Here is a 20,703-nt window from a genome sequence, read left to right as displayed (position 1 = left end):
ACTATTGGCTAATGAAGACGGCGTGGAGCGGCCTGCTGATTGGCATGAGTACCCTACCGGCGGCGGCGATGAACTGCGAATCTCCTTCGTTACAGGGGGAACTGGAGGGGAAGTTCGACGCCAGCGGCGAGGTCTGTTTTGACCTGCCGACATTGGGCGAGAACTACGTCGCGGCGACCCTCTCCGGCGTCACCGATGCCCGACTGCTGGATGACAATAACCGCCGTCTGCGCACGCTGCTGACGGGCGGTCCGGCGGACGGCGAGCAAACCCTGCTGTTTTCTCTGCCGGTAAATCGCGCCTCCTCGCTGGTGCTGCACGGCGAAGAGGGGGCGCGCTGGCGCTTTCAGTGGCAGATGCGGGAAACCACCGCTCTGGCCAAAGTTCAGCCGCTGGATCCGGTCAGCCCGCGCCTGCTGCGGCTGAAGCGTGAACTGGCGGCGGGAGGTTCAACGGCGCATTTCTGGCAGGAGCGCGAGCGGGAAGGGACGCCAATGGTGGAACCGGTGGACGCCGGCCATAAGCGGGTAACTTTCCTGTGGCGCGGGGCGAGCCGCAACGTGTTTATTCTGGGTTCGCCGGCGGGGGATCACGATCCGCTGTTTCGCCTCGGGGATTCTGACGTCTGGTTTCGCAGCTACGTGGTGCCCGCCGATACCCTCATGCAGTATAAGCTGGCCCCGGACGTGCCGCAGGTAACCGGCAGCGCGCGGGAGCAGCGGCGGGCGATTCTGGTCAGCGCCCAGGCTGACCCGCTCAACCCGAACAGCATCAATGCCGCCCACGACCGCTGGAATCGCCACTCTCTGCTGGCCCTCAACGCCGCGCGTTTTTGCACCGCCCAGCGTATGGCGCAGCCGCTACGCTACGGAACCTTAACCCGCCATCAGCTGCGCAGCGACTTTCTGCAAAATACGCGGGAAGTGCTGATTTATCGCCCGCGGTTGCCGCAGCCCGCGCGCTGGACCCTGTTGCTCTTTGACGGTAAAACTTACCAGCACGAATACCGCCTCGCCAACGTGCTGAACGCCCTGATCGCCAGTCACCGGCTGCCGCCGATTAACGTGGTGTTTATCGATAGTCTCGATCATTCGCGACGGGCGAAGGAGCTGCCGCCAAATCCGCACTTTGCCGATTTTATGGCCCATGAGTTGCTGCCCTGGCTGAACCGCCAGGGGATCAGCCTGACCCGGCAAAAAACCGTGGTTGCCGGGTCCAGCTACGGCGGGCTGGCCGCGTCCTGGGTAGCGCTGCGCTACCCCCGGCAGTTTGGCAACGTATTGAGCCTGTCCGGGTCATACTGGTGGGCGCCGCAAGGGGAGGAGGCCGGCTGGCTGACCCGCCAGTACCAGCAGTCGCCGCGCTATCCGGTGCGCTTCTGGCTGCAGGCGGGGAAATTCGAAACCAGCGGGCCGGACGGCGGCATTTATGCCAATACGCTTGAATTTGAGCGGGTGCTAAAAGAGAAGGGTTATACGGTGAGCTTTCATCCCTCCTCCAGCGGCCACGATTACGCCGCCTGGTGCGAAGCGCTGGTCAACGGCATGCGCGACCTGACCGGCTTAGCGCTCAAGGGAAAACCAGCGACGCCAGACCCAGCGCAGCAGCAGATACTCTATGGCGCCCAGCGCTAAAAACCACAGGCAAAAGATCAGGGTATAAAGCTGGTTGAGATCCATCAGATGGAATGTCGCAACCAGCTTCTGCGCCAGCGTCAGGCCCAGCGAGGGCGCCGGCAGCAGCAGGCAGGAGAGTAAAGCCAGCAGCAAAATGCCGGCGGCGCTGAGGAGCGTTTCTAGCGGATGTTTCATTATTTGTTAATCATCAGTTAAAAACATATTGTCCGGTAAAAAGAGAATCAATGCAATATCGTTTCGTACGTAATTATAATACGCATTAGATATTATATTTAAACGTCCTCGTTTATTCCCATGTTAATTATTTTGGTAATATTTGTGATTAAGTTAATTACATTGCAATGTAAATTAACGTCATTATTAAGCCAGCGCTTTTACAAAAGTATAGGTGCTATATCCTACAAGTGTAGCGATAATAATGGCCAGCAGGATGTACAGCACCAGACGGCGTCCGCGATAGATTCCAAACATAGTAGACCTCGTTTAGTTTTGGTTTATTAATATTCTGCAATAGTTGTTTTATAGAATTAACTTACCATAAATTTTGTATTGGCGAGAGAGTAAATATTGCGCAAGCTCAAATTATCTCCCGCCTGTTTGAAATTTTTCTCATTGGCCCGGAATGATTCCAGGCTTTCCGCCTCACGGAATTTTAAGGGAGATATATTTTGACCAAAACGATCAAAACTAATAATACCACCCCCTCAGGGGATGTCGCGCCACGCCGCGCATATCAGCAGACGGTTGATGCGGTGCTGGCGCAGAATAAAAGCCATGCCAACGGCCTAAGCGCCGCCGAGGCCGCCGAGCGTTTGAAGACCTTCGGCCCCAACGCCTTGCCGGAGAAAAAAGGCAAGCCGGCCTGGCTGCGCTTCCTTGCCCACTTTAACGACGTCCTGATTTTTGTCCTGCTGGCCGCCGCCGCGCTCACCGCGGTCATGGGCCACTGGGTCGATACGCTCGTCATCCTGGGCGTCACGGTGATCAACGCCCTGATCGGCCATATCCAGGAGAGCAACGCCGAAAAATCGCTGCAGGGCATCCGCAATATGCTCTCCAGCGACGCGCGCGTGCAGCGCAGCGGCAAGCATGAAACCATCCCGACCCGCGACCTGGTGCCGGGCGATATCGTGATACTGCGCGCGGGTGACCGCGTACCTGCCGATATGCGCCTGATTGAGAGCCATAATCTGCGGGTCGAAGAGGCGATTCTCACCGGCGAGTCGACGGTGGTGGATAAAACCACCGACGCGCTGGAAGGCGAACTGCCGCTGGGCGACCGTACCAATATGCTCTTCTCAGGCACCACCATCAGCGCCGGCGGCGGCGTTGGCGTGGTGACCGCAACCGGTCAGGAGACCGAACTCGGCCACATCAACCAGATGATGGCGGGGATTGAGAAGCACCGCACGCCGCTGCTGGTGCAGATGGATAAGCTCGGTAAAGCGATTTTCGTTATCATCCTGGCGATGATGGCCGCGCTGTTCGTCTTCAGCCTCGCGCTGCGCGACATTCCTCTCGGCGAGCTGCTGCTCTCCCTGATTAGCCTGGCGGTGGCCGCCGTGCCGGAAGGCTTACCGGCGATTATCTCGATTATTCTCTCTCTGGGCGTACAGGCGATGGCGCGTCAGCGGGCGATTATCCGCAAGCTGCCGACGGTGGAAACCCTGGGCGCCATGACCGTGGTGTGCTCGGATAAAACCGGCACCCTGACGATGAACGAGATGACCGTCAAAGCGATCATCACCGCCGACTGCTGCTACCGCGTCGAAGGCGACAGCTACGAGCCTCAGGGTAACATCTGCCTGGAAGGCAGCAACGAGCCGGTGCAGATTAAACCGGGCAGCGTGCTGGAAACCTATCTGCGCACCATCGATCTGTGTAACGACAGCCAGATGATTCAGGACGAGCGCGGCCTGTGGGGCATTACCGGCGGGCCGACCGAAGGGGCGCTGAAGGTGCTGGCGGCGAAAGCGCAGCTTGCGCCCGTCGACGCGCGCCTGGTGGCGAAGATACCGTTCGACTCGCAGTACAAGTACATGGCGACCCACCAGAAAATGGGCGACGTCGAGCAGGTGCTGATTACCGGCGCGCCGGACGTGATTTTTGCCCTGTGCCGCCATCAGCTGAGCAAGCAGGGGGCGGTGCCGTTCGAGCCGCAGTACTGGGAAGAGGAGATGGCGCGCTTTGCCCGCCAGGGCCTGCGTATGGTCGCCGCCGCCTACAAACCGGCCACCGTTGGCAGCACCACGCTGACCCACGACGATCTGCGCGAAGGTCTGGTCTTCCTCGGCATTGCCGGAATGATGGACCCGCCGCGTCCGGAAGCGATTGACGCTATCCACGCCTGCCAGAACGCGGGGATCCGCGTGAAGATGATTACCGGCGACCACCCGCAGACGGCGATGAGCATTGGCCAGATGCTGGGGATCACCAACAGCAGCCAGGCGATGACCGGCTATCAGCTGGAGCACATGGACGACGCCGAGCTGGCGAAAGCCGCCGTTGAGTACGATATCTTTGCCCGTACCAGCCCGGAGCACAAGCTGCGCCTGGTAAAAGCGCTGCAGGATAACGGCGAAGTAGTTGGCATGACCGGCGACGGCGTCAACGACGCCCCGGCGCTGCGCCAGGCCGACGTCGGGATCGCCATGGGGATTAAAGGCACCGAGGTGACCAAAGAGGCCGCCGACATGGTCCTGACCGACGACAACTTTGCCACCATCGCCAGTTCGGTCAAAGAGGGGCGTCGGGTCTACGACAACCTGAAGAAGACCATTCTGTTCATCATGCCGACCAACCTGGCGCAGGGGCTGCTGATTATCATCGCCCTGCTGGCGGGGAACATCATTCCGCTGACGCCGGTGCTGATTCTGTGGATGAACATGGCCACCTCCGCGACGCTCTCCTTCGGCCTCGCGTTTGAAGCCGCCGAGCGCAACGCCATGAACCGGCCGCCGCGTAAAACCGGCCAGCACGTTATGGGCGCCTTCGCCGTCTGGCGCGTCGCTTTCGTCGGCACCATGATCGCCGTCGCCGCCTTTATGCTTGAAGCCTGGCTGGCGCCGCGCGGCCACAGTCCGGAGTTTATCCGCACCGTCCTGCTGCAGATGCTGGTCACCGCACAGTGGGTTTATATGATTAACTGCCGCAGCAGCGACAGCTTCTCGCTGAGCATGGGACTGCTGCGCAACAAAGGCATCTGGCTGGTGAGCGGCGTGCTGCTGCTGATGCAGCTGGTCATCATCTACGTACCGGTGATGCAGACGATGTTTGGCACCGAAGGGCTGCCGCTGCGCTACTGGTTCATCACGCTGGTCATCGGTATCGCGATGTTCCTGGTGGTGGAAGTTGAGAAGCGCCTGACCCGTCGTTTCCGCAAAGCCGCATAGCGTGTCTGACCCGCCCGGCGTCCCTTCTCCTGAGGGGGGAGGGACGCCGCATCGTCGTAAGGAATTCCCCATGAACAAGATTATCCGCTCCGCCCTGCTGGCCTGCGGCCTGGCAGGCTACGCGCTTATTGCCGCCGCCGCGCCGGCTATTCCGGTGCGCGTCGCCACCGTGGAAAACGCGCCGCATGCCGATGAACGGCAAATCTCCGGCCGAGTTGAGGCCATTCACGCCGTCGATATTCGCGCCCGCACCGAAGGAAAGATTGTGCAGCGCCACTTCCAGGATGGGCAGTACGTCAACCAGGGCGATCCGCTGTTTACGCTGGATGACGCCCAGCCGAAAGCCGCGCTGGCGCTCGCCCAGGCTGAACTGAAAAGCGCGCAGGCTTCGCTACGCCAGGCCCAGCAGCAGCTGAGCCGCTACCAGCAGCTGAAAAATAACCACGCAATCAGCCGCAACGACGTAGACACCGCGCAGATGCAGCGCGATGTCGCCGCCGCCGCCGTCGAGCAGGCCCGGGCGCGCATTGCCGCCCAGCAGATTACGCTCGGCTACACCCGCATTACCTCGCCGGTCACCGGGCGCGTCGGCCATAGTCCTTTTCACGTCGGCGGTCTGGTGAATCCCGCCAGCGGCGTGCTGGTCGATGTGGTCCAGCTTGATCCCATTCGCGTGGCGTTCTCGCTGGATGAAACCGCCTTTTTCGCGAAAGCGGGGCAGCACACGGATATCGCCGCGCTAAAGCAGGCGTGGCTGGCGCAGGTGGATGTCGATGGACGGCGTGAAGTCGGCGCCCTGACCTCCGTCGATAACCGTATTGATAGCCGCACCGCCAGCGTGGCGCTGCGCGCTGAGTTTGCCAACCCGCAGCACCGTCTGCTGCCGGGCGGCAACGTCACGGTTTTCTTCCGGCCGCAGCAGCTTAAGGAGAGCCCGATCATCCCGGCCTCTGCGCTACAGCAGGATGCGCTGGGCTTTTACTGCTGGGTACTGACGGCGGACAACACCGTGACGATGCGCCGTTTAGCGCCCGCCGGTCAGCATGGCCAAAGCTTCGTGGTGGCCGATGGTCTGAAAGCGGGGGAGCGCGTAGTGACGGAAGGCGCCCAGCGCCTGCGTGACGGCGCGGCCGTTCAGCTGCTGAGTGAATAAGGGAGAGGCGATGCTCACATTTTTTATCCGTCGCCCGCGCTTTGCGATGGTGATTGCGCTGCTGATGACCTTTGTCGGCGCGGTCTCGCTGAAGCTGATCCCGGTCGAGCAGTATCCGCAGATTACGCCGCCGGTCATCAACGTTAGCGCCAGCTGGCCGGGCGCCAGCGCGGCGGACGTGGCGGAAGCCATTGCCGCGCCGCTGGAGACCCAGATCAACGGCGTCGATCATATGCTCTATATGGAGTCCACCAGTTCCGATGAGGGGACCTACAGCCTGAGCCTGACTTTTGCCGCCGGGACCGATGCCGATTTAGCCGCGATCGATGTGCAGAACCGCGTGTCGCAGGCGGTGGCGCAGCTGCCTGCCGACGTGCAGCAGAACGGCGTACAGGTGCGCAAGCGGGCGACGAACCTGCTGATGGGCGTGAGTCTCTATTCGCCGCTCGGCACGCTATCGCCGCTGTTTGTCAGCAACTACGCCAGCACTCAGGTGCGCGAGGCGCTGGCGCGTCTACCCGGCGTCGGGGAAGTACAGATGTTCGGCGCGCGCGACTACAGCATGCGCATCTGGCTGCGGCCCGACCGCATGAACGCGTTGAATATCACAACCGACGATATTGCCCAGGCGCTGCGCGAGCAGAACGTGCAGGGCGCGGCGGGGCAGGTGGGGACGCCGCCGGTATTTAACGGCCAGCTGCAGACGCTGACCATCAACGGTATCGGGCGACTCAGCGACGCCGCCGGCTTCGGGCAAATTGTGGTTCGCAGCGGCGAACGCGGCCAGCTGGTGCGCCTGTCTGACGTGGCGACCATTGAGCTGGGCGCGCGCAGCTACAGCTCCGGCGCGCAGCTGAACGGTAAAGATTCCGCCTATCTCGGTATCTATCCGACGCCCACCGCCAACGCTCTGCAGGTCGCCACCGCGGTGCGCGCTGAGCTGACCCGGCTGCACGCGCGTTTCCCGGCGGATCTCACCTGGGAAGTGAAGTTTGATACCACCCGCTTTGTGGCGGCGACGATCAAAGAGATCGGCGTGTCGCTGGCGCTGACCCTTATGGCGGTGGTGGTGGTGGTTTCGCTGTTCCTCCAGAGCTGGCGGGCAACGCTGATTGTCGCGCTGGCGATCCCGGTGTCGCTTATCGGCACCTTTGCCGTGCTTTATGCGCTGGGCTACAGCGCCAATACCCTGAGCCTGTTCGCGATTATTCTCGCCCTGACGATGGTGGTGGATGACGCCATCGTGGTGGTGGAGAGCGTGGAAACGAAAATGGCGGAGGGGCTGGATCGCGGCGCCGCGACCGCCGAGGCGCTGCGGCAAATCGCCGGGCCGGTGATCGCCACAACTCTGGTGCTGCTGGCGGTGTTTGTGCCGGTAGCGATGCTGCCGGGGATCGTCGGCGAGCTGTATCGCCAGTTTGCGGTGACCTTATCGACGGCGGTGACGCTGTCGAGCGTGGTGGCGCTGACCCTGACGCCCGCGCTGTGCGCGCTGCTGCTGCGTCCGCGGCCGCAGCAGCCAGCCGCCATCTGGCGCGGTTTTAACCGCGGTCTGGATACGGTGCGCGATGGTTACGGGCGTCTGGTCGGGAGGATGAATCGTCGCCCCTGGCTGGCGCTGGCGGCGACGATGGCGGCGGCCGGAGTGGTGGTGTTTAGCTTTACCACTATGCCAAAGGGTTTTCTGCCGCAGGAAGATCAGGGCTACTTCTTTGCCAGCGTGCAGCTGCCTGAAGCTGCCTCGCTGGAGCGTACCGAAGCGGTGATGGCCCAGGCGCGCGAGCTGCTGTTGTTGAATCCGGCGGTTGAGGATGTGATTCAGGTCTCCGGTTTTAATATTCTCAACGGTACCAGCGCTTCAAACGGCGGATTTATCTCGGTGATGCTGAAGGACTGGCACCAGCGGCCGCCGCTGGAGGCGGTGATGGAAAAGGTGCAGGGCCAGCTGATGGGGCTACCGGAGGCGACGATCATGACTTTTGCGCCGCCGACGCTGCCGGGGCTGGGCAACGCCTCCGGGTTTAATTTACGCATTCTGGCCCAGGCCGGACAATCGCCGGCGGAGCTGGAGCAGGTGACGCATCAGGTGCTGCGGACGGCTAACCAGTACCCGCAGCTGAGCCGGGTATTTACCACCTGGAGCAGCAACGTGCCGCAGCTGACGCTCACCGTCGATCGCGACCAGGCGGCCCGCCTGAACGTACCGGTGGCGAGGATTTTCAGCAGCCTGCAAACCGCGTTTGGCGGCACCCGCGCCGGCGATTTCAGCATCAACAATCGTGTCTACCACGTGGTGATGCAAAACGAGATGCAGTGGCGCGAGCGGGCAGAGCAGATAAGCGAGCTGTACGTGCGCAGCGACAGCGGCGAGCGGGTTCGCCTGAGTAATCTGGTGACGATTACGCCGACGGTGGGCGCGCCGTTTATTCAGCAGTATAACCAGTTCCCGTCGGTATCGGTGAGCGGGTCGGCGGCCGAAGGCGTCAGCAGCCGGACGGCAATGGCGGTGATGGAGCAGATTTTACAAGCGAACCTGCCGCACGGTTATGATTACGCCTGGAGCGGCATCTCCTGGCAGGAGCAGCAGACCGGTAACCAGGCGGTGTGGATCGTGCTGGCGGCGGTAGCGATGGCGTGGCTGTTCCTCGTCGCCCAGTATGAGAGCTGGACGCTGCCGGCGAGCGTGATGCTGTCGGTGCTGTTCGCCATCGGCGGGTCGCTGCTGTGGCTCTGGTGGGCCGGTTATGCCAACGATGTGTACGTACAGATAGGTCTGGTGCTGCTGATCGCGCTGGCGGCGAAAAACGCGATTTTGATCGTCGAGTTTGCCCGGGCGAAGCGCGAAGAGGGAATGTCGATCGTCGATGCCGCCCGCGAAGGGGCGACCCGCCGCTTCCGCGCGGTAATGATGACGGCGGTCTCTTTTATCATCGGGATTGTGCCGATGATGCTTGCCACCGGCGCCGGGGCGCAGAGCCGGCGGATTATCGGTACCACGGTGTTCAGCGGCATGCTGGTGGCGACGGTAATCGGCATTTTGTTTATTCCTTCGCTGTACGTGCTGTTCCAGCGGCTGCGCGAGTGGGCCCACCGCCGGATGTAGGTGGCCCGGACCTGTCCGGGCTACAGTACTGCATATTGCCGATAACCCGTAGCCCGGGTAAGGCGTTTACGCCGCAACCCGGGGAATATGCCGCGACGTGGTATTGCTGTGGCTTCTTCCCGGCTTGCGCTGCGCTTAGCCGGGCTACCGGGCCGCAGATTGCCGGTAATCCGTAGCCAGGACAGGCGCGGCAGCGCCGCCTCCGGGAGATTTTCATGCCGCTGCGGATATGTTTCTGAAACAACGTGTCATGCAGCAATGCCCTGGCCCCCGCTGAAATCGGCGAACCGGAGGACCGAAGACAAGGGCTGGCCGCCAGGGATGGCGGACAGAGGCGAATCGAGACAGCGATGTCGAGTTGAGCCGACCGCAGGCTGAGGACCGGGAGGTGAGCGCAGTGCGCAGCACCGATTTCTTTGCGGGACCGCGGGGATTGTAAAGGGGGAGACGGTTTTCTCCCCTTTTACCCGTTCACGTGCCTCGATGAGACATTTTCTGCGACTTGATGGTGAACGGAACCCCTCAACACCGTCCCGGAGGCGGCGCTGCCCAATCTCCCTCCCTCAGGCACCGGGCCCGGAAATCCCGGGTCGCGGCGTAGACGCCTTACCCGGGCTACTCCCCGCAGACGATGTTATGAAAACTATCTGCTCTCCACCGCGATCATGGTGACGAACGGATGGTACTGCCACGGCACGCTGCCGCCTTTCTGGTACATCTTCGAAATGGTACCGTCGAGATAGAGCATCTGGCGCACGTTGAGCCTGGACTGCGCGTAGCAGGCAAAATCATAGAAATTGGTTTCGCGCGCGCTGAGCATAAAGACCACTTTGCCATCGCCGGTGATGCCCACGCCGTTACGCAGCTTGCGCGAGCTGGCGGACGGCTTCAACCGCCAGTTGATCTTGCCGTTTTCAATCAGCATCGGCCCGGACTGCACGGCGTAGCGGATGGCCGGCGACGGCCTGAATTTATCGATGTTGACAATCCCCGCGTTTTGCCCGCGCAGATAAAACACCCCGCCGGGACGAATAAAAAAGTTGCCGCCGCCGGAAGCGCGGTTAAGCGGGGTCAGCTGCCTGCCTTTCTCGATATACAGCCCCAGCGGCGCATAGGCTTTATCATAAATTCCGCCGTTCATCGCCATCTGCACCTGTCCGTTGTGGTCGATATCCGCCAGCAGGGAGCGCAGCGATCCCCAGGCTTTGCCGTCCTCTTTTTGCCAGTACATCACGATGCGTTCGCGCTGCGGATCAACGGTATAGCTTTGCAGCGTCAGCGACGGGTCGGTCAGCGAGCACTTCCCGCTGGCGAAAGCGGGCAGGGATAACAGCAGCAGCGGCAGAAGAGAGAAAAAGCGCACGACAGGTTCCAGACAGACGACGAAAGCGTGCAGTATAGCGTTTTATCGCCGCTACGCCGTCCAGATTTCGCAGTGCTTTTGTACCAGCCCGATCAATGAACCGCCGTTGGCGACGAACTCGCGCATCTGCTGCGGCTCGCTGTGATCCTGCTTCGCCTGGCGCACAATCGCCTCCAGCGCGCTGCCGGCATTCAGCTTGTGGGCGCTGGGGGCCAGCCTATCCGCCAGCTGTAAAATTTCTTCGCGCAATGTTCGTTGTTCGCCGCCGTTAACATCGGTATTGATCCCATCGAGCCCGTAGCGGCAGGCCTGATAGCGGTTGAAGGGGTAGAGCAGATAATCCTCGGGCTGATGCTTAAACGGCCGCTCCGTCAGCAGCCAGCAGGCGATGATCTGAATAAACCCGGCGATATTCACCGCCTGAGCAATCGTCAGCGGCGTATCCATCACCCGGACTTCGACGGTACCAAAGCGCGGGCTGGGGCGGATATCCCAGTGCAGATCCTTCATGCTGTCGATCATGCTGGTATAGCTAAGACGGCGAAACAGACCGGTAAAAGCCTGCCAGTTATTTACCCACGGCATCGGGCCGTTATCAGGATAGGCGGCAAAAAGGTTAAGCCGCGAACAGGCAAAGCCGCTATCGGTCCCGTCGAGCCAGGGCGATGCCGCATTCAGCGCGATAAAATGCGGTACGAAGCGCGACAGGCCGTGCAGAAGATAGATGGCATCATCGCCGTTTTGACACCCCACGTGCACGTGCTGGCCGAAGATCGTCGCCTGCTTCGCCAGGTAACCAAAGTGCTCGACGGTTTTCAGGTAGCGCGGGTTATCGCTGATCTGCTGACGCTGCCAGCTTTGAAACGGATGCGTTCCGCCGCCGCAGATTTGCACATGATGGCGGGAGGCGGCGCGCAGCACCGCCTGTTGAATCGCGCTCAGCTGCGCGGTGGCCTGGTGGATATCGCGGCAGACGCCGGTGGCGATTTCCAGCATGCTTTCGGTGATGTCATGTTTGGCCTCGCCCGCTTTCAGCGTGCCCTGGACCTCATCAATAAGCGCAGAAGAGTCCTGGCTCAGATCGAAGCCCGGCGGGTTGACGACCTGGAGCTCCAGCTCGATGCCAAGGGTAAACGGCTCGGAGCGGTGAAAATCAGGTAACGGCATGGCGACTCCCTCTTTCTCTTTATCAGAAAGTATAGAAGACAACGCCTCAAAATGATGATCTGCCGGACATTATGAATTTAATTTATAGAAAATAACGCCACGTGATTATCCCTTTAAAAAGAAAGTAAGGCTGGTGCAATCCTGCAACAGAATTCCCGCCGGTGGTGCAAAAAGATAAGGTTATTCTATTTTTTAAATAAAATCATATAGATGATATAAGTCATTCTTATTTTATAAGCCATTTCACGCTTATTCCCCGCGCGTTCAGAACTGGTATGTATCTTGCCTGTTAAATAGCGACTTTTATTTAACAGGGACAATGTGATGCTGAAGAAAAAAATATTTTCGCGTAAATGCCATCTCGCCGTTGCTGTTAGCGGAGCATTGGCGCTGATCGCCTCTTTGCCGGCCAATGCCTCAACCCTGCGGATCGCCATGACCGCCGCCGATATCCCTTTGACCCTCGGCCAGCCCGATCAGGGCTTTGAGGGCAATCGCTTCACCGGCATTCCGCTCTACGACGCCCTCGTTGAATGGGATCTCTCTCAGGGAGAAAAGCCCAGCGGCCTGGTGCCGGGGCTGGCGACCGAGTGGCACGTTGACCCGCAAAATCAAAGCCGCTGGATTTTCACCCTGCGCCCGGGCGTTAAGTTTCACGATGGTTCAACGGTCAACGCCGATGCCATCGTCTGGAACGTGGATAAGGTGCTGAATAAAGCCGCGCCGCAGTATGCCCCGGGCCAGATAGGCAACACCCTCTCACGCATGCCGACCCTGACCGGCGCGGAAAAGATTGACGACCACACCGTGGCGCTGACCACCTCCGAACCGGACGCGCTGCTGCCGTACAACCTTACCAACCTGTTTATCGTTTCGCCGACGGCGTGGCAGAAGCTGTATGACGCGGTGCCGGCAAACGCCGGCGATGCCGCCGCGCGTAGTAAGCAGGCGTGGACCGAGTTCGCCGCCCACGCGGTGGGCAGCGGTCCGTTCAAAATGGAAAAACTGGTTCCTCGCCAGCAGCTGATCCTCGATAAGAACCCCGACTACTGGAACAAAGATCGCATTCCGCGAGTGGACAAAGTGGTGCTGATCCCGCTGCCGGAAGCTAACGCCCGCACGGCGGCGCTGCTCTCGAAGCAGGTGGACTGGATCGAAGCCCCGGCCCCGGACGCGGTCGATCAGATAAAAGCCCAGGGCTTTAAAATCTACGCCAACACCCAGCCGCACCTGTGGCCGTGGCAGTTCTCCTTCGAAGAGGGCTCGCCGTGGAAAGATATTCGCGTGCGCAAAGCCGCCAACCTGTGCCTGAACCGCGCGGAGCTCAAAAGCTATCTCGGCGGCTATATGACCGAAGCGACCGGCGTCTACGAGGCCGGCAGCCCGTGGCACGGTAAACCCACCTTCCAGATCAAATATGACCCGGATACCGCCCGTAAGCTGATGACCGAAGCCGGGTATAGCGCCGGGAAACCGCTGCACGTCACGGTCGCCACCTCGGCCTCCGGCTCCGGGCAGATGCAGCCGCTGCCGATGAACGAGTACATCCAGCAGAGCCTGAAAAGCTGCTTCTTTAACGTCGACATTAAGGTCAACGAATGGAACACCCTGTTTACCAACTGGCGTCTCGGGGCGAAAGATCCGTCGGCGAAAGGGATCGACGCGATCAACGTCAGCGCCGCGGTTAACGATCCCTATTTCGGCATGATCCGCTTCTCCACCGCGAAGGCCTTCCCGCCGGTGGCGACCAACTGGGGCTACTTCTCGACCCCGGAAACCGAAAAGCTGGCGGCGGCGGTGAAACACGCGTTTACCCCGGCTGAAATGGATAAAGCCGCGGGTGAACTGCACGCCGCGCTGGTCGATCAGGTGCCGTTCCTGTTCGTCGCCCACGATGTCGGACCAAGGGCGATATCGCCAGCCGTCACCGGTGTGGTACAGCCGCAAAGCTGGTTTATCGACCTCAGCCTGGTGAGCAAAAAAGAGTAATCGACACGGGAGCAAGAGATGATCAATACGCTGCTATATCGCATCCTGCTGGCCATCCCCACCATGCTCGGGGTCGCGGTGATCTGTTTTATGCTGGTGCAGATAGCGCCGGGCGACCCGCTGGTATCGGTGATGCCGCCGGACGCTTCGGAATCGCTGCGTCAGACCTTAATGCAGGCCTACGGCTTTGATAAACCGCTGCCGCTGCAGTTTGTGCACTGGCTATGGCGGGCGCTGCACGGCGATCTGGGCATGTCGGTCGCTACCGGGCGCCCGGTCATCGATGAAGTGATGACGGCGGTCGCCTACTCTCTGCGTCTGGCGCTGCTGGCGACGGCGATCGGGTTTGCGCTGGGCAGTCTGTTCGGTTTTGTCGCCGGCTACTTTCGTAACAGCATTATTGACCGTCTGGCCTCGGTGCTATCCGTGTTTGGCGTCAGCGTACCGCACTACTGGCTGGGGATGCTGCTGGTCATCGTTTTTAGCGTCAAATTCGCGCTGCTGCCGGCGACCGGCGGCGGGCCAATCGGCGAGGTGGGCTGGCAGTGGAACTGGGAACACCTGCAGTTTATGCTGCTGCCGGCCTTCACGCTGTCGGTGATCCCGACCGGCATTATCGCCCGCACCGTTCGCTCGCAGGTGGCGGACATTCTCAGCCAGGAGTTTATCGTCGGCCTGCGCGCCCGGGGGCTCAACGAGTCGCGGATCTTTCTGCACGTGGTGAAAAACGCCGCCCCGACCGCGCTGGCGGTGATGGGGCTGCAGGTCGGCTATCTGATGGGCGGCTCGATTCTGGTGGAAACCGTCTTCTCCTGGCCCGGCACCGGTCTGCTGCTCAACACCGCTATCTTCCAGCGCGATCTGCCGCTATTGCAGGGCACCATCTGGGTACTGGCGCTGTTCTTTGTCCTGCTCAATCTGCTGGTGGATATTCTGCAAACCAGTCTCGATCCGCGAATTAAGAGGAGCTGACGATGGTGGATACCGTGACGACCAAAGGCATTACCGTCTCTGCCGCGACGGTTGCCAGACAAGGCTACTGGCGCGGCGTGTTTCGCCGCCTGCTGCGCGACCCGGGCGGCGTATTCGTCGGCGCGATCATTCTCATCCTGCTGGCGCTGGCGCTGTTCGGTCCCTGGCTAATCGTGAAAGATCCGTATCAAACGTCGATGTTTTTACGCCTCAAACCGATTGGCGCCGACGGCTTTCCGCTGGGCTCCGATGAGCTCGGGCGCGATATGCTATCAAGGCTGATTCTCGGCACCCGGCTGTCGCTGTTTATGGGGATTGTCCCGGTGGTGTTCGCCTTTTTCATCGGCGGGGCGATCGGCATTATCGCCGGCTATGCGGGCGGTAAAACCAACACCCTGATTATGCGCACCGTGGACGTGTTTTACGCCTTTCCCTCGGTGCTGCTGGCGATCGCGCTCTCCGGCGCGCTGGGGGCGGGGATCGGTAACGCGCTGCTCTCGCTGACCCTGGTGTTCGTGCCGCAGGTGGCGCGTATCGCCGAAAGCGTCACCGCGCAGGTGCGGCATATGGACTATATCGACGCCGCCCGGGCCACCGGGGCCAGCGCGTTCACCATTATTCGCGTCCAGGTGCTGGGCAACGTGCTGGGGTCGATTTTCGTCTTCTCCACCGGCCTGATTTCGGTGTGCATGATCCTCGCCTCCGGGCTCTCTTTTCTCGGTCTCGGGGTTCGCCCGCCGGAGCCGGAATGGGGGCTGATGCTGAACACCCTGCGTACGGCGATTTATACCCAGCCGTGGGTAGCGGCGCTGCCCGGCCTGATGATTTTTATCACCTCCATTTCGTTCAATATCCTCGCGGACCGCCTGCGTGCGGCAATGGCGATTAAGGAGTAAGCGATGCAACCCTTTATCAATATCGACCTCGGCGGACCGGCGCAGCCGCTGCTGAAGGTCAACAATCTGCTGAAACATTTTCCCGCCGGCGGCGGCAAAGCGCGCGAAGTGGTGCAGGCGGTGGACGACGTCAGTTTTTCGGTGATCAAAGGCGAAACCCTCGGCGTGGTGGGGGAGTCGGGCTGCGGTAAATCCACCACCGCGCGGCTGCTGATGCAGCTGCTTAAGCAGGACAGCGGGGAGCTGATCTTCGATGGTCTGGAGGTGGGCTCATCGCGCCTGCCGATGAAAGCGTATCGCCGCCAGGTGCAGATGGTTTTCCAGGATAGCTACGCCTCGCTCAACCCGCGCATGACCATGGAAGAGAGCATTGCGTTCGGCCAGCGGGTACACGGCGTCAGCGCCAAAGAGGCCAGCGAGTACGCCCGCTATCTGCTGGCGCACGTCGGCCTTGAGCCGGAACGTTTTGCCCATCGTTATCCGCACGCGCTTTCCGGCGGCCAGCGCCAGCGGGTGAATATCGCCCGCGCGCTGGCGATGAAGCCCCGTCTGGTGATCCTCGACGAGGCCGTCTCGGCGCTGGATAAGTCGGTGGAAGCTCAGGTGCTGCAGCTGCTGCAGGAGCTGAAGCGGACGCTGGCGCTGACCTATGTGTTTATCAGCCACGATCTGCACGTGGTGCGCTGGCTGTCGGACCGCATTCTGGTGATGTATCTCGGCGAGGTGGTGGAGATTGGCCCGGCGGAGCAGCTGTTTACCGCCTCGGCCCACCCCTATACCCGGGCGCTGTTAAGCTCGATGCCGTCGATGGACCCGCACAATCGCACCTTAACCTCGCCGCTGAGCGGCGATCCGCCCAGCCCGATTTCTCCGCCCTCCGGCTGCCGCTTTCATACCCGCTGCCCGCACGCCAGAGCGGTGTGCGCCGAGGTGAAACCGACGCTCGAAAGCGTCGGCGAGGGGCACCAGAGCGCCTGCCTGATGGCGCAGCCCGCGTCGCCCTGGCATCAAAATATCGCCATTCAGGAGGTCAGCCATGTCGCATGAAGCCTACGTCCATATCCGCGACCTGCGGGTTGAGTTTCGCCGCGACGGTCAGACGGTCAACGCGGTCAACGGCGTCTCCTTTGATGTGCAAAAAGGCGAGGTGATGGCGCTGATCGGCGAGTCTGGCTCCGGGAAAAGCGTCACCCTGCGCGCCCTGATGCGGCTGCACCCGCCGAAAAGCAGCGTGCTTTCCGGTACCCTGAGGGTCGGGGAAGAGGATGTGTTGAACATGAGCGCCGGGCAGCTGCGGCGCTACCGCGGCGCGCGCTGCGCGATGATTTTCCAGGAGCCGCTGCTGGCCTTCGACCCGGTCTATACCGTGGGCCAGCAGATTGTCGAGGGGCTGCGTCGCCATGAAGGCCTGTCGCGGCAGGCGGCGCGGGAAAGGGCGCTGGAGGCGCTGCGTCAGGTGCGCATTCCGAGCCCCGAGCGGCGGCTGGATGCTTACCCGCACGAGATGTCCGGCGGGATGCGCCAGCGGGCAATGATTGCCCTCGCGCTCTCCTGCAACCCGCAGCTGCTGCTGGCAGATGAGCCGACCACCGCCCTCGATGCCACGGTGCAAATCCAGATCCTGATTCTGCTGCGCGAGCAGCAAAAGCAGCGCGATCTGTCGATTATATTTGTGACCCACGATATCGGCGCGGCGGTGGAGATCGCCGACCGGGTGGCGGTGATGTACGCCGGGCGCATCGTGGAGGAGGCGTCGATCGAGGAGATTCTGTATCGTCCGCGCCATCCCTATACCCAGGTGCTGCTGGGCAGCCGGCCGAAAGAGGGGTTGAAAAAGGGCGATGCGCTGCACTGTATCCCCGGCTCACCGCCGGATCTCTCGCGCCTGCCGCCGGGCTGCGCGTTTGCCGAACGCTGTCCACACGCGCGCCCCGCCTGCGCGCAAAGCCAGCCGACGACCGAACCGGCCGGGCCGCGTCACGTGGTAAGTTGCCATCGCTGGCGTGAGCTGAGCCCGTCCGTTGAAAACCAGGCGCTTTACGCCTGAGGCCAGGAGGAAACCATCATGCAGGACGACATTCGCGCCTTTATGCCCTATCCGCCGCATCCGGTGGCGCATGCGCTCAGCGGGCCGCTGAGCGGCTTAACCTTTGCGGTCAAAGATCTGTTCGACGTGGCGGGCTACCCCACCGGCGGGGGCAATCCGCACCTGCTGGCGCTGTCCGGGATTAAAAACCGCACCGCGCCGGTGGTGCAAAAGCTGTTAGATAACGGCGCGCGCTTTATCGGCAAAACCCATACCAGCGAGCTGGCGTATTCGATGAGCGGGCACAACGTGCATTACGGTACCCCGCGCAACGGCGCCGCGCCGAATCATATACCCGGCGGATCGTCGTCCGGCTCGGCGTCGGCGGTATCGAACGCGGCGTGCGACTTTGCCCTCGGCAGCGATACCGGCGGCTCGGTACGCACGCCGGCGAGCTACTGCGGACTGTTTGGCCTGCGTCCAACCCACGGCCGTCTCTCCCTCGACGGCTGCCAGCCGCTGTGCGCCACCATGGACACCTGCGGCTTCTTTGCCCGCTCGCCGGAGGTCTTTTCCGCCGTCGCCGCCTGTCTGTTCGATGCTGAACGCGCGGATTTCAACGGCGTGCGGCTGGCCTGCCACGATGGGCTGTTTTCCCGCCTGCCGCTGCGCAGCCAGCAGGCGCTGCTGCCGGTCCGCCAACGGCTGGCGCGCTTTTTCGGCCCGTTAGCGCCGCTCGACGCGCCGCTGCCCGACGCGGACGATATTTATCTCGCCTTCCGCCAGATTCAGGGCTACGAAGCGTGGCAGGCGCAGGGCGAAACCATTGAGCGCTATGGTCTGCAGCTAGGCCCGGACGTCCGCGAGCGCTTTTTCTGGGGCAAAGCGGTCACCCGCGCGCAGTTTGACGCCGCCTGCCAGCTGCGCGAGCGTTTTACCGCCTGGTGGGATGCGCAGCTGGGCGATGCGGTCCTGGTGATGCCGACCGTTCCCGATGGCGCGCCGCTGCTGACGGCGCAGGCCGAAGAGATAGAAGCGGTCCGGCGCCTGTCTCACGACCTGCTGTTAATTTCCGTGATGACCCAACGTCCGCAGGTGACGCTGCCGGTCGCCCAGACGGGCGGTCTGCCGCTGGGGATGTCATTTTTAGGCCCGCGCGGCAGCGATCGTCTGCTTGTCGAGCTGGCCGCCGCGTTTATGCAAGGAGACCGAAATGAGCAGTGATGTCCTTTTTACCCCGATGACCGAAACCACCGACTGCCGGGTTAACGGCGAGCGTCTGTGGGAGTCGCTGATGGCGCTGGCGGAAATCGGCGCCACGCCGAAGGGCGGCTGCTGTCGTCTGACGCTCACCGATCTCGATCGCCAGGGGCGGGATTTGGTGATTAGCTGGGCGCAGGCGGCGGGGATGCGCGTCACCGTCGATAAAATCGGCAACGTCTTTATGCGCCGGGAAGGGCGTAATCCGGCGCTGCCGCCGATTGTCTCCGGCAGCCATATTGATACCCAGCCCACCGGCGGCAAATTTGATGGCAACTACGGCGTGCTGGCGGCGCTGGAGGTGGTGCGCACCCTGAACGATCGGCATATCGAAACCGAAGCGCCGATTGAAGTGGTGTTCTGGACCAACGAAGAGGGCTCGCGCTTTGTGCCGGTGATGATGGGCTCCGGGGTGTTTGCCGGGGTATTCCCGCTAGAAACAGTCTATGCCGCGCAGGATGCGGACGGTAAAACCGTGGGCGAGGAGCTGGCGCGCATCGGCTATATCGGCAGCCAGACGCCGGGCGATCATCCGATTGGCGCCTACTTTGAAGCGCATATTGAACAGGGGCCGATTCTGGAGGATGAAGCGAAAATTATCGGTATCGTGCAGGGCGTGCTGGGGATCCGCTGGTATGACTGCGTGGTGACCGGCCAGGAGTCCCACGCCGGACCGACGCCGATGCGCCTGCGTCAGGATGCGCTGCAGGCGGCGACCCGCATTATGCAGGAGGTCGTGGCGATCGCCGGGCGCAGCGACGAGGGGCGCGGTACGGTAGGGAGGGTGCAGGTCTATCCGAACAGCCGCAACGTGGTGCCGGGAGAGGTCACTTTTTCGATTGATATGCGTAATCTCAGCGATGCGCTGGTGGATGAGATGGACCGCCAGCTGCGGGCGTTTATCGCCGGGGTTGAGCGGGAGAGCGGCCTGAAGGTGGCGCTGAAAGAGGTGAGCCACTATCCGGCGGCGCCGTTCCACCCGGAGTGCCAGGCGGCAATCGCCGACGCCGCGCAGCGGCTGGGCTATCCGGCGCGGGAGATTGTCTCCGGCGCCGGGCACGACGCGGTGTATATGAGCTATCTGGCGCCGACCGGGATGATTTTTATCCCCTGCAAGGACGGGATCAGCCACAACGAAATTGAGTATGCGTCGCCGGAGCACGTTGAGGCCGGTGCGAACGTGCTGCTGCAGGTGATGCTGCAGTACGCGCGGGTGGTATAAACGGCCGCTCTCCCCGGTCGCGCTGCGCTTACCGGGGCTACGGGTTTCCAGCTGCCTGCGGGGCAGTAGCCCGGGTAAGGCGTTTACGCCGCGACCCGGGATTTCCAGGTCCGGAGCCTGAGGGAGGCTGATTGAGTAGCCCGGACAGGCGCGTCAAGCGCCGCCTCCGGGACGGTGTGGTAGGGGTTCCGTTCACCGCTATTTCGCAGAAAATGTCTCACCGTGGTAGGTGAACGGGTAAAGGGGGAGAAAACCGTCTCCCCCTTTACAATCCCCGCGGTCCCGCAAAGAAATCGGTGCTGCGCACTGCGCTCACCTCCCGGACCTCAGCCTGCGGTCGGCTCAACTCGACATCGCTGTCTCGATTCGCCTCTGTCCGCCATCCCTGGCGGCCAGCCCTTGTCTTCGGCCCTCCGGTTCGCCGATTTCAGCGGGGGCCAGGGCATCGCTGCATCTCACGTTGTTTCAGAGATATCCCCGCTGCTGTATGAAACTCTCCCGGAGGCGGCGCTTGACGCGCCTG

14 protein-coding genes are annotated in these 20,703 nt (G+C 61.8%); 11 read left to right on the top strand and 3 right to left on the bottom strand.

Annotated features, from left to right (window positions below):
* Window positions 1-11 precede the first annotated feature (11 nt).
* Window positions 12-1,634 carry an alpha/beta hydrolase gene (locus F8562_RS28730; RefSeq protein WP_014228311.1) on the top strand — a complete coding sequence of 541 codons (1,623 nt, stop codon included), beginning with the start codon at window positions 12-14 and terminating at the stop codon, window positions 1,632-1,634.
* On the opposite strand, the gene F8562_RS28725 is transcribed toward F8562_RS28730, so the two are convergent.
* Window positions 1,563-1,811 (bottom strand): DUF1158 domain-containing protein, encoded by a 249-nt coding sequence (locus F8562_RS28725; protein ID WP_014228312.1) that lies wholly within the window; start codon window positions 1,809-1,811, stop codon window positions 1,563-1,565. The genes F8562_RS28730 and F8562_RS28725 overlap by 72 nt on opposite strands.
* Window positions 1,812-2,305: 494 nt before the next feature.
* Here F8562_RS28725 and F8562_RS28720 point away from each other — a divergent pair, with 494 nt between their 5' ends.
* The 3 genes from F8562_RS28720 to F8562_RS28710 all read left to right on the top strand — a co-directional run bounded on the left by F8562_RS28720 (window position 2,306) and on the right by F8562_RS28710 (window position 9,285).
* Window positions 2,306-5,029, top strand: coding sequence for a cation-transporting P-type ATPase (locus F8562_RS28720; protein ID WP_179294842.1), 2,724 nt, complete (start codon window positions 2,306-2,308; stop codon window positions 5,027-5,029).
* Between the two features lie 70 nt (window positions 5,030-5,099).
* A complete protein-coding gene (locus F8562_RS28715; RefSeq protein WP_014228314.1) occupies window positions 5,100-6,182 on the top strand; it encodes an efflux RND transporter periplasmic adaptor subunit in 1,083 nt (360 codons plus the stop codon).
* Window positions 6,183-6,192: 10 nt separating this feature from the next.
* Window positions 6,193-9,285, top strand: coding sequence for an efflux RND transporter permease subunit (locus F8562_RS28710; protein ID WP_014228315.1), 3,093 nt, complete (start codon window positions 6,193-6,195; stop codon window positions 9,283-9,285).
* 643 nt (window positions 9,286-9,928) lie between these two features.
* Here the strand turns inward: F8562_RS28710 and F8562_RS28705 are convergent.
* Together F8562_RS28705 and F8562_RS28700 are read right to left on the bottom strand one after the other, a co-directional pair.
* Entirely contained in the window at window positions 9,929-10,648 is a 720-nt protein-coding gene (locus F8562_RS28705) for a phosphodiester glycosidase family protein (protein WP_014837746.1), read from the bottom strand.
* Window positions 10,649-10,699: 51 nt separating this feature from the next.
* Window positions 10,700-11,815 carry a YbdK family carboxylate-amine ligase gene (locus tag F8562_RS28700; RefSeq protein ID WP_014837747.1) on the bottom strand — a complete coding sequence of 372 codons (1,116 nt, stop codon included), beginning with the start codon at window positions 11,813-11,815 and terminating at the stop codon, window positions 10,700-10,702.
* 324 nt (window positions 11,816-12,139) lie between these two features.
* Between F8562_RS28700 and F8562_RS28695 the strand changes: the two genes are divergently transcribed.
* Genes F8562_RS28695 through F8562_RS28665 form a run of 7 tightly spaced genes read left to right on the top strand, consistent with a single transcriptional unit; the run spans window position 12,140 to window position 20,180 of the window.
* The gene (locus tag F8562_RS28695) at window positions 12,140-13,804 is read left to right on the top strand and encodes an ABC transporter substrate-binding protein (RefSeq protein ID WP_014228317.1); all 1,665 of its coding nucleotides are present in this window, start codon (window positions 12,140-12,142) and stop codon (window positions 13,802-13,804) included.
* A gap of 18 nt (window positions 13,805-13,822) precedes the next feature.
* On the top strand, window positions 13,823-14,776 hold the full coding sequence (locus F8562_RS28690) for an ABC transporter permease (protein ID WP_014228318.1): 954 nt from the start codon (window positions 13,823-13,825) through the stop codon (window positions 14,774-14,776).
* A 2-nt stretch (window positions 14,777-14,778) separates the two neighbouring features.
* Window positions 14,779-15,672 carry an ABC transporter permease gene (locus F8562_RS28685; RefSeq protein WP_014837750.1) on the top strand — a complete coding sequence of 298 codons (894 nt, stop codon included), beginning with the start codon at window positions 14,779-14,781 and terminating at the stop codon, window positions 15,670-15,672.
* A 3-nt stretch (window positions 15,673-15,675) separates the two neighbouring features.
* On the top strand, window positions 15,676-16,719 hold the full coding sequence (locus tag F8562_RS28680; protein ID WP_004848592.1) for an ABC transporter ATP-binding protein: 1,044 nt from the start codon (window positions 15,676-15,678) through the stop codon (window positions 16,717-16,719).
* On the top strand, window positions 16,709-17,719 hold the full coding sequence (locus F8562_RS28675; RefSeq protein WP_014228320.1) for an ABC transporter ATP-binding protein: 1,011 nt from the start codon (window positions 16,709-16,711) through the stop codon (window positions 17,717-17,719). The genes F8562_RS28680 and F8562_RS28675 overlap by 11 nt, the downstream gene beginning before the upstream one ends.
* Before the next feature lie 18 nt (window positions 17,720-17,737).
* A complete protein-coding gene (locus F8562_RS28670) occupies window positions 17,738-18,922 on the top strand; it encodes an amidase (protein ID WP_014228321.1) in 1,185 nt (394 codons plus the stop codon).
* The gene (locus F8562_RS28665; protein ID WP_014228322.1) at window positions 18,912-20,180 is read left to right on the top strand and encodes a Zn-dependent hydrolase; all 1,269 of its coding nucleotides are present in this window, start codon (window positions 18,912-18,914) and stop codon (window positions 20,178-20,180) included. The genes F8562_RS28670 and F8562_RS28665 overlap by 11 nt, the downstream gene beginning before the upstream one ends.
* Window positions 20,181-20,703 lie beyond the last annotated feature (523 nt).

Source organism: Klebsiella sp. RCJ4, from assembly GCF_009025755.1.
Classification (GTDB): domain Bacteria; phylum Pseudomonadota; class Gammaproteobacteria; order Enterobacterales; family Enterobacteriaceae; genus Klebsiella; species Klebsiella michiganensis.
Note: the sequence above shows the minus strand (reverse complement) of the source record. Positions and strands in the feature narration are given on the sequence as shown.

Excerpts from the sequence above, each read along its gene's own strand:
- F8562_RS28730 (WP_014228311.1), top strand. The coding sequence starts at position 12 with ATGAAGACGGCGTGGAGCGGCCTGCTGATTGGCATGAGTACCCTACCG.
- F8562_RS28725 (WP_014228312.1), bottom strand. The coding sequence starts at position 1,811 with ATGAAACATCCGCTAGAAACGCTCCTCAGCGCCGCCGGCATTTTGCTG.
- F8562_RS28715 (WP_014228314.1), top strand. The coding sequence starts at position 5,100 with ATGAACAAGATTATCCGCTCCGCCCTGCTGGCCTGCGGCCTGGCAGGC.
- F8562_RS28710 (WP_014228315.1), top strand. The coding sequence starts at position 6,193 with ATGCTCACATTTTTTATCCGTCGCCCGCGCTTTGCGATGGTGATTGCG.
- F8562_RS28700 (WP_014837747.1), bottom strand. The coding sequence starts at position 11,815 with ATGCCGTTACCTGATTTTCACCGCTCCGAGCCGTTTACCCTTGGCATC.
- F8562_RS28695 (WP_014228317.1), top strand. The coding sequence starts at position 12,140 with ATGCTGAAGAAAAAAATATTTTCGCGTAAATGCCATCTCGCCGTTGCT.
- F8562_RS28690 (WP_014228318.1), top strand. The coding sequence starts at position 13,823 with ATGATCAATACGCTGCTATATCGCATCCTGCTGGCCATCCCCACCATG.
- F8562_RS28685 (WP_014837750.1), top strand. The coding sequence starts at position 14,779 with ATGGTGGATACCGTGACGACCAAAGGCATTACCGTCTCTGCCGCGACG.
- F8562_RS28680 (WP_004848592.1), top strand. The coding sequence starts at position 15,676 with ATGCAACCCTTTATCAATATCGACCTCGGCGGACCGGCGCAGCCGCTG.
- F8562_RS28675 (WP_014228320.1), top strand. The coding sequence starts at position 16,709 with ATGTCGCATGAAGCCTACGTCCATATCCGCGACCTGCGGGTTGAGTTT.
- F8562_RS28670 (WP_014228321.1), top strand. The coding sequence starts at position 17,738 with ATGCAGGACGACATTCGCGCCTTTATGCCCTATCCGCCGCATCCGGTG.
- F8562_RS28665 (WP_014228322.1), top strand. The coding sequence starts at position 18,912 with ATGAGCAGTGATGTCCTTTTTACCCCGATGACCGAAACCACCGACTGC.